Source organism: Brucella sp. IR068, from assembly GCF_049065885.1.
Classification (GTDB): Bacteria; Pseudomonadota; Alphaproteobacteria; order Rhizobiales; family Rhizobiaceae; genus Brucella; species Brucella intermedia.
In genome coordinates this window covers 310498-322407 of sequence record NZ_JBAKHE010000006.1, presented here as the reverse complement: position 1 = coordinate 322407, position 11910 = coordinate 310498, and the positions used below count along the sequence as shown (strand labels likewise).

Genomic DNA, 11910 nt, shown 5'->3' with positions numbered 1-11910 from the left:
CAATCACCCAACCCGAAGGTCAAATCCTGTCAGCGCCTCGTCTGCGGTGCCGGGCTTCTAGATCAGTCAAACCAACCTGTCAACCACTTTTTTCGAAGAAAATCACAAACTTAATCGAAGTTCTTTTCTTCTAACATCAACAAGACTCAWTGCCCCGTCAACGCCGCCAGCCTACCAACACCCAGCATCTCTGCCAGACACCTTCAACCAACTCCAAGGACGCATCAGCCTGCCGCTTGCGGCGCCGCCGCCCTCGTTGTGGCGCCATATAGACCCCACCAAACAAAACTGTCAACGCAGTTTCTCAAAAAAACAGGAATTTTCTTTCCACAGCCAATATGGTCCTTTTTAACCAAATTTCAACCGTGAAAAACTGGCGATTCGAACAGTTGCGACGATTCCGTGACGGCTGACATGACAATCGGGTGAATGAACATGAAGCCTATGCCTTATATTCTGGCGGTCGATGGTGGCGGCACCGGGTGCCGGGCGCTTCTCGCCGACCGCGATGGAGCGGCCATGGGCCGGGGGACCAGCGGCCCCGCCAATATCGGTGCGGAGCCGGTCGCCGCGCTGGATAATATAATGCGCGCGGCGAAGCAGGCCGTGCAGGACGCGGGGCTCGATGTCGCCATACTGAGGGAGACCTGCGCGGTGCTCGGGCTCGCGGGCGCAAATTCGCTTGCCGACAAGGACAGCATGGAACGCCAGTTCCCCTTTGGCCATGTGAAGATCGTTTCCGACGCGGTCAGCGCCCTGCAAGGCGCGCTCGGGCAGGACGATGGCGCTATCGTCATTCTCGGCACCGGTTCGGTCTTCGTCAAAAGGGAACGGGGCGCCTTCGAGATTGTCGGCGGACGCGGCTTCATGCTGAGCGACCACGCGGGTGGCGCGCGGCTTGGGCGGGAACTTCTCGAAGAAACGCTGCTCGCACTGGATGGAATGGCGGAGCGTACGGCACTTGTCGACGCCGTGCTGGCGCGGTTCAACGGCGAGCTTCGCCAGATCATCGCCTTCTCGCGCAAGGCAACAGCCGCCGACTACGCCGCCTTCGCTCCCCTCGTTTTCAACCACGCCCATGCGGGCGATCCGCTCGGCAATTCGATCCTGCAACACGCCTGCTCTTATATTGCACGCGGTCTGGAGCGGCTCGACACGGAAGCGCTTGGCCGGTTCAGCCTGACCGGAGGCCTTGCCTCTTCCTATGCAGCACTGCCCTTCCTGCCGTATCGGGGGCACTATCGGCCTGCACTTGGCGACGCATTGCAAGGCGCATTATCGCTCGCTTTGCTGGAGAATACGCACAATTAACCGGCGGTACATGTCACCACGCATATGAAGGGCGCCCTCCATATCGCCTCAGCAACAAAGGCACTAAAACAAAAAATAATCGAGGATGGCGTGACGAAACTACAATCTTTCGGCGGCAGCGTGAAAATTTTTGATCGACACCCCCGAAGCTAACATTACATTTTTGCTGAATACGCTGACAGGTTGTCCGAACCCACCCATTTCCGGCAATATAAGACGGTAAATTAGCTGATTCTCAATATATTAAGGAGATTAGTATGCCAGATATTGCAAAAGAGTTTAAGCATATTAAAGTTACCGCATACCCAAATATCATTGCTCTATCAGTAGCAACAGATGATGTTTGGTTTTCATTTAGAAACAATTACGATGTCTCAGAAATGAATGACTTTGATAAAACCGTTATAGAATTTGCACTTACAGCTATCGCACAGGGTCGCGATCTTTATCTTTTAGGATCTTATGAGGGCGATGGCCACGGAAATGGGCCTCTCAATATAACGGCGGCAATTGTTGCCACCCCGAAAAACTGACAACATCTTCAGCGTCGAGCCGGAGATGTATCGCGCAGGGAACTTATTTAGCCGGGTGCTCGAGCAAGCAGATTTCTTGCCCTGGCGTACACAAACCTGAATGGCGTTATGATAGCGGAGGCGGTGGGTGTATCCGGTCGCCTCTGGATGCAGGCAGGTCGTGCATCAGACCCCCGCCAGGCGCAAAAAGACTTGTCGCAGCCGGGTTTAGCGCCTAACTTCCAGGGAGCAGGCTTTGGCCTGATGTTGCGAACGGCGCCGGTTTTGGCTGGCGGCGTGTGTTGCGTATTCTTTTCGTGCATTTCCGGACAAAGCCGATTTCGGTACTTCGAGGAAATGCCCCACAGGGGTGGCATGCTGACCAAAAAGGGCAAATATGGCCTGAAAGCCATGGTACATCTGGCGGGCGTTACCGATGGACAACTGGTTTCCGCCAGCGAGATCGCCGAAAAGCACCATATACCGCGCAAGTTTCTCGACAATATTTTCACCGAGCTTCGCAATGCCGGTTTCGTTCTGAGCCGCAAAGGCAAGGGCGGCGGCTTCTGCCTCGCCCGCCCGGCCAACGAGATCGCCATCGGCAACATCATCCGTGCGCTCGATGGCGCGCTTGCGCCTATCGCCTGCGCCAGCAAGACCGACTATCGCCCCTGCGACGATTGCGATGAGGACGAATGTGAAGTGCGCCAGATGATGCTGGATGTGCGCGAAGCCATCGCCAGCGTTCTGGATCACCGAACGCTGGCCGACAGCAGGGCTCTGGATATCGAGCATGCCCCCAAAAGCGGGAACCTGCTTTGGGATTAGGCATGCGTAGAAACAAAAGACAGAGCGGTTCCAGACGCCCCGATTCAATGGGAACCGCTCTGGAATCGCTGGCCAAACAGGCTCAGGCGGGCGACCAGTTCGGGAACGGATCGTTCAGGCCGGACCAGCGCTCCGGCACGAAGTCTTCTTCCTCAAGCAGACACTGGTCCAGCTCATCGATGAGCGCGTCTTCCTGCATCGGATCGACGCCGATGAACACGATTTCCTGACGCCGGTCACCCCATGTCTTATGGAAATATGGTTCCATGGCGCGCTGCCATTCGGGTTCGTCCGGCCAGTATTGCTTTGGCACGGACGACCACCAGCGACCCCTTTTGCCGGTGCGCACCAATGCGCCAGCCTGACTGATTTCGCCAACGAAATCCGGCCTTGTCGCCAGCCAGAAGAAGCCCTTCGCCCGCACGACGCCCGGCCAGCCCTTGTCGATGAACGACTGGAACCGTCCGGGATCGAAGGGGCGCCGCGCGCGATAGACGAAGGAGCGGACGCCATATTCCTCGGTCTCGGGCGTGTGCGCGGCAAAGCCGTGCAGTTCCTTGTACCAGAGCGGATGCTCATGCGCCTTGTTGAAGTCGAAGAGCTTCGTGTCCAGTATGGCGTCGAGCGGCACTTCGCCGAAATCAGCTTCCTCGATGCTGGCATCGGGATTGAGCGAACGGATGACCTTGTGGGCGAGATCACGCTCCTCTCGCGAAGCCGTCGATATCTTGTTCAGCACGACGACGTCGGCGAACTCGATCTGTTCGACCAGGAGGTCGACAAGCGTGCGCTCGTCCTCCACGCCGAGGGATTCGCCGCGATCGCGCAGAAAGTCGCTCGACGCATAATCCTTCAGCAGATTCGCGGCATCGACAACCGTCACCATCGTATCGAGCCGGGCGACATCGGAAAGGCTGTTGCCCTTCTCGTCGCGAAATTCGAACGTAGCGGCGACCGGCAAGGGCTCGGCTATACCGGTCGATTCGATCAGCAGATAATCGAAGCGCCCCTGTGCCGCCAGTTGCGAAACCTCCTTCAGGAGATCATCGCGCAAGGTGCAGCAGATGCAGCCATTGGTCATTTCGACCAGTTGTTCATCCGTGCGGGACAGATTGGCGCCGCCCTCCCGAACGAGGGCGGCATCGATGTTCACTTCGCTCATATCATTGACGATCACCGCAACGCGGCGGTTCTCGCGATTGTTGAGCACGTGGTTGAGCAATGTCGTCTTTCCGGCTCCAAGAAAGCCGGACAGGACCGTAACGGGCAGTCTCTTTCGCATGACTCCGTTCCTTGATGACGGGATGGGATCAATCGTGGTGATGGTGATCGAGATTGAAGGTCAGCGTGGTGAAATAGCTGAGCTTGTCGGCTTCCTTTGAATCGGAAAGCGGGCTGGAATAGGCCGCCCCGACGACATTGAGACCCGCATTGCGAATCCTGATCCTGGCAATGCCTTCCGCGTCGGTCTTCACCGGTGCCGCATGGCTGTCATTGACATAGTCCGCCGCGACTTCCACGCCTTCGACCGGCTTTCCGTCAACCAGAACCTGCACGGGCAGTTCGTTGCCCGCCTCCAAGATCGTCGGGTCCATCAGCGGCACGATTTCAAACGGCAGGCCCTGCGGCTCGGGCTTTTTGCGCAGATGGTCGAGAATGGCGACGGCGAACTTCCGGCTCTGGCTGGACTGTTTTGCGCCCGGCACTTCCGATTTCGGCTTGTTGACCCACTTGCCGTCCGGCCCCTCGGCCCAGAAGCCATTATCGAAGACGCTGCTGACCACGACCGCATCCCCGGGCACGCCGAGCAGGGCATGATCTTCCTGCCGCCTGATCTCAACGGCGAGTTCCTTGCCGTCCACATCCCGGGCCGTGACCGTCTTCAGCTTCTGCGGATCATAGGCCTCGTCGCTCGCGCCGTGACCGTAAACGACAGCCTGCGTGCCATGACGCTCGGCAATCCAGATGCCATGCGCACCTGCAAACGCAGGAGCGAGAAAAACCAAAACGGCACCGGCGTGAAGCGTCCTCAAAAAGCTGCGCATTCATTTCTCCTTTATGTTATATCGTAACAATTTTCGTGGTGAAAATGGGCGGTGGAAGCCGCCCTGAAATGTCCCGGAAAACCCGGAGCGCGTTTCGATCGGATGGAATCAGATCGACGCTCCAGCCCCTTCTACGTGGAGCAACATCTTGTCGACCCTCGTTCTCGGATCATGCTCCAGAGCGGTTCCGTTCAATATGGTATGGCGGAACCGCTACGCACTTTTTGGAAATGCTCCAGACCGTCTGGGCCTGACGAGCGCTCAGGCGAAGGGGCGAAGCCTTTCCGCTTTTGGTTCGTGAGTGCCGGGCTGTCGATAGTTGCAGCCCGGCACATTTGCAGCCGCGTTCTGAACGCGCGTGCATCCAGCAAAGGGAAGCGGCTGCGGCTGTTATTTCGACAGGCAGGTTTTAAGTGAATCCGCCAGATTGCGGATGAGCTGCGGGTAGAGATCCGGCCCGTCCTTCAGTTCCGCACCCAGAGGATCGAGAATACCGGTTCTGGCCTCGGTCCCGTCGATAACCGTCTTTACCAGCTTCGGCTCGAATTGCGGTTCGGAGAACACGCAGGTTGCGCCAAGCGACTTGATCTTGTCGTGGATTTCCTTGATGCGCGCTGCGCCCGGCGCCTTTTCCGGGCTGACCGTGATCGACCCGGCGGCCTTCACACCGAAGCGATTTTCGAAATACTGGTAGGCGTCATGGAAGACGATGAAGGGCTTGTCTTTGACCGGCTCCAGTTCGCTCGCGATTTCCCTGGTCAGCGCGTCGATCTTCTCGCCATAGTCCCTGGCGTTCTTTTCATACTGCGCGGCATGTTCCGGGTCGCTTGCGCCCAGCGTCTTCGCAATATCCGTTGCCAGGACCTTTCCGTTCTGCGGGTCGAGCCAGAAATGCAGGTCATATTCGCCATGGCCGTGGTCATGATCATGCCCGGCTTCGGAAGCTTCCGCGGCATGATCGTGCTTCTTGTCATCATGGCCATGGTCATGACCTTCATGCCCGTGGTCATGCGCTTCAAACGGACCGCCTTCACGGAACTTCAGCCGGGTGAGGCCCTCCGCATCGCCAAGCGCGATGACCTTCGCGCCCTCGCCCAGCGTATCGATCGGCTTGTCGAGGAAGGTTTCCATCGACGGCCCGGCCCAGAAGATCACCTTGGCATGCTCGATTGCCTCGGCATCGGAAGGCTTGAGGCTGTAGACATGCTCCGAACCCGCCCCCTGCACGATCAGCTTCGGCTCGCCCACGCCCTGCATGACCGCCGACACGATGGAATGGAGCGGCTTGATTGATACCACAACGCCTTCGCGCTCTGCGGCAAGCGAGATATTCGTCGCGCCGGTAAGGAAAGCCGAGGCGAGAAGAAGGGAGCGGAAGTGTTTCATGGTCTCTCTCTTGTGCGGTTGGAAACGGATATCATATTCAAGTGATATGTTATTTTATAACGTCTATTGCGTTATGCTATAACGTCTGTCATAAGGTGAGGCAACCCCCATTTTTGCAAAAATCGCAACCGGGGTGGCGCAACGAAAAGACACTGAGAAAAGCCCGGAACAGATGAGCAGGAAGACCGCCCTCCCCGTCCAAAAGGCGCGGGAAACCTTGATCGAAATGAAGGACGCTGGCGTCTATCGCGACGGGCGCTGGCTGGTGCGCAATGTCGGCCTGAGCGTCGAGCGCGGGGAGATCGTGACCCTGATCGGGCCGAATGGCGCGGGCAAGAGCACCGCCGCCAAGATGGCCCTGCGCATCCTGAAGCCCGACGAAGGCAGCGTGATCCACATGCCTGGACTGCGCATCGGCTATGTGCCGCAGAAGATCAATATCGACCGCACGCTGCCGCTTTCCGTCGAGCGCCTGATGACGCTGACAGGACCTCTCTCACGCAAGGATATTGAGACGGCATTGGAAGTGGTCGGCATCCCGCATCTTGCAAAGGCCGAGATCGCCAACCTGTCGGGCGGCGAATTCCAGCGGGCGCTGATGGCGCGGGCACTTGCCCGCAAGCCCGACCTCATGGTGCTGGACGAGCCGGTGCAGGGCGTCGATTTTTCCGGCGAGGCTGCGCTTTACGAGCTGATCGCGAAACTGCGCGACGATACGGGCTGCGGCGTGCTTTTGATTTCGCACGACCTGCATCTCGTCATGGCGGCGACCGACCGCGTCATCTGCCTCAACGGCCATGTTTGCTGCAGCGGGACACCGCGCGACGTGACGGCGAGCCCTGAATATATGCGCCTGTTCGGCAGCCGCGCCGTCGGGCCGCTTGCGGTTTATGAGCATCACCACGATCACACGCATCTGCCCGACGGGCGCGTGCTTCATGCCGACGGTTCCGTGACCGATCACTGCCATGCCGATGACGGCCATCATCATGAGCACGAGCATGACCACGCACATGACCACCATCATCACGAAGGGAGCGCGCCCCGTGCTTGACGATTTCTTCACCCGCGCCATCATCGCCGGTGTCGGACTGGCGCTCACCACCGGGCCGCTCGGCTGCTTCATCGTGTGGCGGCGCATGGCCTATTTCGGGGATACGATGGCGCATTCGGCCCTGCTCGGCGTGGCGCTGGCGCTCGTTTTCGACATCAATCTGATGATCGGCGTGTTTGCCGTCGCCGTGGCGATTTCCGCCATTCTGCTGCTTTTGCAGCGCCGCCATACATTGTCGGCGGATTCGCTCCTCGGCATCCTGTCCCATGCCACCCTGTCGCTTGGCCTCGTCCTCGTCGCCTTCATGACATGGGTGCGCGTCGACCTGCTGTCCTTCCTGTTCGGCGACATTCTGGCCGTCTCGCGCATGGATATCGCCTTCATCTATGGCGGCGGCGTGTTCGTGCTGGCGGTTCTGGCCTGGCTGTGGCGTCCCTTCCTCGCCGCCACCGTCAGCGAGGATATTGCCCGCGCCGAGGGCATGAACCCCGCCCTGTCGCGTATCGTTTTCATGCTGCTTCTGGCCATCGTCATCGCCATTGCGATGAAGATCGTCGGAATACTATTGATAACCTCGCTGCTGATCATACCGGCAGCGACCGCACGCCGCTTTGCCTCCACGCCCGAGCAGATGGCCATCCTCGCCTCGCTGATCGGCGCGGCAGGCGTCATCGGCGGACTTTATGGCTCCATTCATTTCGACACGCCCTCCGGCCCGTCCATCGTGGTCGCGGCGCTTGCCATTTTCATTTTGAGCCTGTTACCCCTACATAAGAGGGAACAAGCATCACCGAAACGGATCGCTGGACAATGAGCACCCATCACCATCATCACGCCCCGCAGGACCTGACCCGCAATCAGACACTGGTTTTCGACGTGCTGTCCAAGGCGGAAGGCCCGCTCAGCGCCTATACGATCCTCGACCAGCTGCGCGACGACGGCTTCCGCGCGCCGCTGCAAGTCTATCGCGCGCTGGAAAAGCTGCTCGACTACGGGCTGATCCATCGGCTCGAAAGCCTCAACGCCTTCGTTGCCTGCGCGCATCCGCAATGCCACCAGCAGGGTCTGGTGGCTTTCGCCATTTGCGAGAAATGCGGTCAGGTGACGGAGTTTTCCGACGCGGCAATCGAAAATCTCGTCAGCGCATGGAGCCTGCAGAACGGCTTCAAGTCGCGCAAGACGACGCTGGAGCTGCGCGGCCTCTGCGAAGCCTGCGGGGATCACTGAACAGATACGAACCTGTTCAAGGTAACCATGTCCGAAGGTTCCCGGTTTAAAAAGTAACGCATCGGCAATCGAAACCTGCTAGATTGCTCTCCTGAAACTGCGCATCGTGCTTTCTGAAAATCGTTTGCGATTTTCAGGCCGATGCCGGAGGGGAAAAGCAGGTAAGATTTCGATATGGCACGGGTTAAGCCATCCCATGAACGTCGCAGGGAAGAGAGGCAGCGCACAAGGCTGCGCTCCGGCAAGATCGTGGGCCTCGACGGGCGGTTTATCATCGAATGCCAGTTCAGCGATATCGCGCCCCATGGCGCCAAGCTCAGAACCGTGGAGGTCCCTACTCTGCCCGAGCGTTTCTGGCTGTTCGACGATTATTACGGTCGCGCGCTTCTGGCCCGCGTCGCCTGGCGCAATGGCCGTGAAATGGGTGTGGAACTCGTATCCGACCCGGCAGTCACGCCGCTGGACGAAGAACGCCTCGCCCAGCTTTCAGGAAAATATTATTCGCTGTGACCGACAGGCTGCGCGGCTGCCTGCTTTTCAGGAACCTGTTTCCCCGGCGCGGTCGGCGTCGGCGCGCCGCGCATGTTCATGGCGCGGATTTCCTCGGCTGAAATATAGTTGAACTGCTCGACCAGAAGGTCCTTGATGACCGGCTCTGGAAACCGCGCATTGAGATCGGCGATGATCGAGGCGCGCACATCCTCGAAGCTCACCTTTTCAACCTCTTTCGTATCCGAATAGCTGCCATAGAACTTGCGGAAGATTTCATCGCTGATGAAGAATTCGAGCGGCACGCTGAGCTTCTTGCGAACGTTCGAATCGATCGTATAGACGAGCTGCGTCACCACATAACCGGCGACGCCGCCGTTCGAGAGGATCGGCACGCTCATCACATCCGTCTTCACGTAGTCCACGCCTCCAAACCCGCCGACCGCGGCCTGCGCCCCATCCGGGGATGAGGCGTTCTGGCGAACCGCGAAGAAAAGCGAGCCGAAAGCGACAGCGCAGATCCACAGGCCGATGGCAATGATGCGGATCATCGTGCGTGACCGAGCCTCGCGCTCTGCATGGAATAGGTGCCGTCGGCTTCCTGCGTTTCCAGCGCACCGCGAATGAGGTCGGCCAGTTCGCCGACAGCCCGCAGATGCAGTTGCAGCGCTTCGCAGTTTTTCTCAAGCTTGTGCTTCAGGCTGTCGAGCAGTGGCTGAAGCGGCTTCATCGTCGCCGGCTCGGCAGCGCCGGCCGCCTTCTTGATCGCCTTGTTGAAATCATAGAGCCCGCGGCTCTTGCGTGCGTTGATTTCCGCAAGATCGGGGTTGCCGCCTTCCAGCAGAAGGCGCGTCTCCGTATCGATGACGTCTTCCAGACGCTGGATCGCCCGCACGACCGGCTTCAATGCTGGGTTCTCGGCCGGTTCCTCTGCCAGCGCCTGACCGGGTTCGCTCGTCACGGCGACGATCAGCGAATCCTCTGGCAGGCTGTTTTCAGAGCTTGTCTCGGTCATTTCGGGGGTCCTCAATTATGACGCTTGTCGTTACGGGCCAATCAGCCGCGCGCGCTGTCCGTGTCGCTATCTTTGTGTGGAACAGTTCCGGTGAAACGCAGTCCTCGGAACGGTTCTATCTCTCTATTTTCCCGCATGTCTTCATCCCGAAACCGGTTCCCCTTTTCGGGAGACATGCTCCAGCTGCTTTTGAATGAGCTTGCGTTCGAAACCATGCACGATGTCCTTCGAAACGGCGTTTTCGCTCAAATCGCCTCCCAGATTATTGATCACGTCTCCCAACGCTACCGTTGTCGGTGCTTCTGGCCGCGCGTTGCGCGCCGCCTGTTCCTCAAGCAACCTGGCAATGCCGACACCGCCGCCATCCGCCATCTTGTTTGCCATGGCTTCCGCCATCATGGACTTCCAGTATTCACCGGCGATCCCCTTCCCGAAGGTCGCCGTCGTGTCACTGGTAAACATCGACTGCACGAAGGATTGCAGCATGAAGGCCTCGAACTTGCGATAGGCCGGGCTGGCCGCATTCTGCGCATCCGGCCGCACGCTGACGCCCGCCGCAAGACTGTCGGAAAAGCTGGCGAAATTGTCCCGCGTCAGGCCAACGGCAGCCGAGGCCACCATGGTTCCCGGTGCCGACGGCGCTTTCAACCGTTCCGCCGCCATGCGATAGGCTTGCGGATCGGCGGCGCGCGCCACGTCCATCACCAGATCTGACGGCGGGTTGATCGCCATGCAATACACTCCCTCTTCTGTTGATTGCACCATAACGGGTCAAACTTGACTGAAACTTGTGCGTGCGTTCAGCCTCGTTTTTGCGCTCAATCAGGGCCTTGCGACCGGTTTGTCGTTTTCCGGCTAATAAATTCCTCGATAAGGCTGGAAAGTTCGCGCCGCTCGCGCTCGTTTCTGGTGTCGGTCAGGCGATCCTCCAGCAATTCGACACGCCGCTGTTCCTGCAACAGCGCCTTGCGCTGCGCCTGAAGACGCTGCTCAAGCTGCTGCGATTCGGCTGCGTTGCTGCCGAGGCGTCTGATAAGCAGCGAGGGATCGATATTGAGCGCATCGCCATCATAGCGGCGATCCTGCATGGCGATCAGCGCCTCGCGCTCCTCATCCAGCGCGCCCTTGCGCGCATTGGCTGCGGCAAGCGCCTGTTCCACCCGGGCGCTGCCAAGCTTTTGCAGTTCAATCAGCTTCTTCAGATTGCGCGGATTGGTCATCGCGGCCCTCAGAACAATTCACGCAACTGCGTGGCGGTCTCGTTGGTGAAGAAGCGCAGCAGTTCCGGCAGGATGAAATAGACCACCAGCAGCCCTCCCCCCAGCACAAACGGCATCGACACGAAGTAGACCGGTATGGTCGGCGTCAGCTTGTTCACCAGACCGATGGCGAAATTGACGAGGATCGCAAAGACGATGAAGGGCGCGGCGATGCGCAGCGTCGCCAGAAAAGCCCCCGAAAGCGCATCGGTGAAGTCGATCATCACTGCATCGGGACGAAACTGCCCGTCCACCGGAATGGCCACATAGGAATTGAGCAGCGCCCGGAAGATTTCCAGATGCATGTCGGTGATGAAGAACAGGAACAGCGCGCTGAAGGTGACGATCGTCGCCAATGTCGCCTGCGGTTCGCTTTCCGTGATGGCATCGGCGGGAGAGCCGGAATAGCCGATAGAAACGGCCATCGTGCTTGCCATGAATTGCAATGCCCAGAAATAGATATGCGCCAGAATGCCAATGACCGCGCCGATGAATATTTCGCTCGCCATCAGGCGGAACAGGGTCAAGGGCTGCCCGGCATCGACAACGGTGATGATGCGTTGCAGCACGAGCGGCAGAACCGCGAACGAACAGGCGAGCGCGATGAACAGCCTGACCTGCAAGGGAATGCGCGCGCTCGAAAGTCCCGGCATCAGCATCAGGCATGCGCCGATGCGGCAGAACGCCAGAACGGCGGCCAGAATGATCTCGTTAAGCGGCAATTGCGCGACAGGCACTCAGGGCCCTTTCATCGTATGTTGCAATAATTACTCCCCTCGTCCTT

At 58.8% G+C, this 11910-nt stretch carries 15 protein-coding genes; 7 read left to right on the top strand and 8 right to left on the bottom strand.

Annotated elements, in window-relative coordinates:
• Nucleotides 1–429: 429 nt before the first annotated feature.
• The 3 genes from ACOWVS_RS13085 (at nucleotide 430) to ACOWVS_RS13075 (ending at nucleotide 2651) form a co-directional block, all read left to right on the top strand.
• Nucleotides 430–1311, top strand: a complete 882-nt coding sequence (locus tag ACOWVS_RS13085) for a BadF/BadG/BcrA/BcrD ATPase family protein (protein ID WP_006469375.1) — start codon at nucleotides 430–432, stop codon at nucleotides 1309–1311.
• Nucleotides 1312–1568: 257 nt separating this feature from the next.
• Nucleotides 1569–1844, top strand: coding sequence for a hypothetical protein (locus tag ACOWVS_RS13080; protein WP_006469377.1), 276 nt, complete (start codon nucleotides 1569–1571; stop codon nucleotides 1842–1844).
• Nucleotides 1845–2198: 354 nt separating this feature from the next.
• Nucleotides 2199–2651, top strand: coding sequence for an RrF2 family transcriptional regulator (locus ACOWVS_RS13075; protein WP_006471452.1), 453 nt, complete (start codon nucleotides 2199–2201; stop codon nucleotides 2649–2651).
• An 82-nt stretch (nucleotides 2652–2733) separates the two neighbouring features.
• On the opposite strand, the gene zigA is transcribed toward ACOWVS_RS13075, so the two are convergent.
• The 3 genes from zigA to znuA all read right to left on the bottom strand — a co-directional run bounded on the left by zigA (nucleotide 2734) and on the right by znuA (nucleotide 6082).
• Nucleotides 2734–3933, bottom strand: coding sequence for a zinc metallochaperone GTPase ZigA (gene zigA, locus ACOWVS_RS13070; protein WP_006469379.1), 1200 nt, complete (start codon nucleotides 3931–3933; stop codon nucleotides 2734–2736).
• 28 nt (nucleotides 3934–3961) lie between these two features.
• A complete protein-coding gene (locus ACOWVS_RS13065; RefSeq protein WP_006469380.1) occupies nucleotides 3962–4696 on the bottom strand; it encodes a DUF4198 domain-containing protein in 735 nt (244 codons plus the stop codon).
• A gap of 390 nt (nucleotides 4697–5086) precedes the next feature.
• A complete protein-coding gene (gene znuA, locus ACOWVS_RS13060; RefSeq protein ID WP_006469382.1) occupies nucleotides 5087–6082 on the bottom strand; it encodes a zinc ABC transporter substrate-binding protein ZnuA in 996 nt (331 codons plus the stop codon).
• A gap of 172 nt (nucleotides 6083–6254) precedes the next feature.
• Here znuA and ACOWVS_RS13055 point away from each other — a divergent pair, with 172 nt between their 5' ends.
• From ACOWVS_RS13055 to ACOWVS_RS13040, 4 genes are all read left to right on the top strand, one after another.
• Nucleotides 6255–7136, top strand: coding sequence for a metal ABC transporter ATP-binding protein (locus ACOWVS_RS13055; RefSeq protein WP_006471449.1), 882 nt, complete (start codon nucleotides 6255–6257; stop codon nucleotides 7134–7136).
• Nucleotides 7096–7950, top strand: coding sequence for a zinc ABC transporter permease subunit ZnuB (gene znuB / locus ACOWVS_RS13050; RefSeq protein ID WP_230350287.1), 855 nt, complete (start codon nucleotides 7096–7098; stop codon nucleotides 7948–7950). Before ACOWVS_RS13055 ends, znuB begins: the two co-directional genes overlap by 41 nt.
• Nucleotides 7947–8363, top strand: coding sequence for a Fur family transcriptional regulator (locus tag ACOWVS_RS13045; RefSeq protein ID WP_006469385.1), 417 nt, complete (start codon nucleotides 7947–7949; stop codon nucleotides 8361–8363). The genes znuB and ACOWVS_RS13045 overlap by 4 nt, the downstream gene beginning before the upstream one ends.
• A gap of 174 nt (nucleotides 8364–8537) precedes the next feature.
• On the top strand, nucleotides 8538–8873 hold the full coding sequence (locus ACOWVS_RS13040) for a PilZ domain-containing protein (protein WP_006469386.1): 336 nt from the start codon (nucleotides 8538–8540) through the stop codon (nucleotides 8871–8873).
• Here the strand turns inward: ACOWVS_RS13040 and ACOWVS_RS13035 are convergent.
• The 5 genes from ACOWVS_RS13035 to fliR form a co-directional block, all read right to left on the bottom strand.
• The gene (locus ACOWVS_RS13035; protein WP_006469387.1) at nucleotides 8861–9403 is read right to left on the bottom strand and encodes a hypothetical protein; all 543 of its coding nucleotides are present in this window, start codon (nucleotides 9401–9403) and stop codon (nucleotides 8861–8863) included. The two genes, ACOWVS_RS13040 and ACOWVS_RS13035, sit on opposite strands and share 13 nt — an antisense overlap.
• Nucleotides 9400–9867 (bottom strand): hypothetical protein, encoded by a 468-nt coding sequence (locus tag ACOWVS_RS13030; protein ID WP_006471447.1) that lies wholly within the window; start codon nucleotides 9865–9867, stop codon nucleotides 9400–9402. Before ACOWVS_RS13030 ends, ACOWVS_RS13035 begins: the two co-directional genes overlap by 4 nt.
• Nucleotides 9868–10008: 141 nt before the next feature.
• The gene (locus tag ACOWVS_RS13025; protein ID WP_006471446.1) at nucleotides 10009–10599 is read right to left on the bottom strand and encodes a rod-binding protein; all 591 of its coding nucleotides are present in this window, start codon (nucleotides 10597–10599) and stop codon (nucleotides 10009–10011) included.
• 86 nt (nucleotides 10600–10685) lie between these two features.
• Entirely contained in the window at nucleotides 10686–11087 is a 402-nt protein-coding gene (locus tag ACOWVS_RS13020) for a hypothetical protein (protein ID WP_006469390.1), read from the bottom strand.
• A gap of 8 nt (nucleotides 11088–11095) precedes the next feature.
• Nucleotides 11096–11863, bottom strand: coding sequence for a flagellar biosynthetic protein FliR (gene fliR / locus ACOWVS_RS13015; protein ID WP_006469391.1), 768 nt, complete (start codon nucleotides 11861–11863; stop codon nucleotides 11096–11098).
• Nucleotides 11864–11910 lie beyond the last annotated feature (47 nt).

Coding starts and splice junctions, on each gene's coding strand:
- ACOWVS_RS13065 (WP_006469380.1), bottom strand. CDS start 4,696: ATGCGCAGCTTTTTGAGGACGCTTCACGCCGGTGCCGTTTTGGTTTTT.
- znuB (WP_230350287.1), top strand. CDS start 7,096: ATGACCACCATCATCACGAAGGGAGCGCGCCCCGTGCTTGACGATTTC.
- ACOWVS_RS13045 (WP_006469385.1), top strand. CDS start 7,947: ATGAGCACCCATCACCATCATCACGCCCCGCAGGACCTGACCCGCAAT.
- ACOWVS_RS13035 (WP_006469387.1), bottom strand. CDS start 9,403: ATGATCCGCATCATTGCCATCGGCCTGTGGATCTGCGCTGTCGCTTTC.
- ACOWVS_RS13075 (WP_006471452.1), top strand. CDS start 2,199: ATGCTGACCAAAAAGGGCAAATATGGCCTGAAAGCCATGGTACATCTG.
- ACOWVS_RS13080 (WP_006469377.1), top strand. CDS start 1,569: ATGCCAGATATTGCAAAAGAGTTTAAGCATATTAAAGTTACCGCATAC.
- ACOWVS_RS13040 (WP_006469386.1), top strand. CDS start 8,538: ATGGCACGGGTTAAGCCATCCCATGAACGTCGCAGGGAAGAGAGGCAG.
- znuA (WP_006469382.1), bottom strand. CDS start 6,082: ATGAAACACTTCCGCTCCCTTCTTCTCGCCTCGGCTTTCCTTACCGGC.
- ACOWVS_RS13030 (WP_006471447.1), bottom strand. CDS start 9,867: ATGACCGAGACAAGCTCTGAAAACAGCCTGCCAGAGGATTCGCTGATC.
- ACOWVS_RS13025 (WP_006471446.1), bottom strand. CDS start 10,599: ATGGCGATCAACCCGCCGTCAGATCTGGTGATGGACGTGGCGCGCGCC.
- ACOWVS_RS13055 (WP_006471449.1), top strand. CDS start 6,255: ATGAGCAGGAAGACCGCCCTCCCCGTCCAAAAGGCGCGGGAAACCTTG.
- ACOWVS_RS13085 (WP_006469375.1), top strand. CDS start 430: ATGAACATGAAGCCTATGCCTTATATTCTGGCGGTCGATGGTGGCGGC.
- ACOWVS_RS13020 (WP_006469390.1), bottom strand. CDS start 11,087: ATGACCAATCCGCGCAATCTGAAGAAGCTGATTGAACTGCAAAAGCTT.
- zigA (WP_006469379.1), bottom strand. CDS start 3,933: ATGCGAAAGAGACTGCCCGTTACGGTCCTGTCCGGCTTTCTTGGAGCC.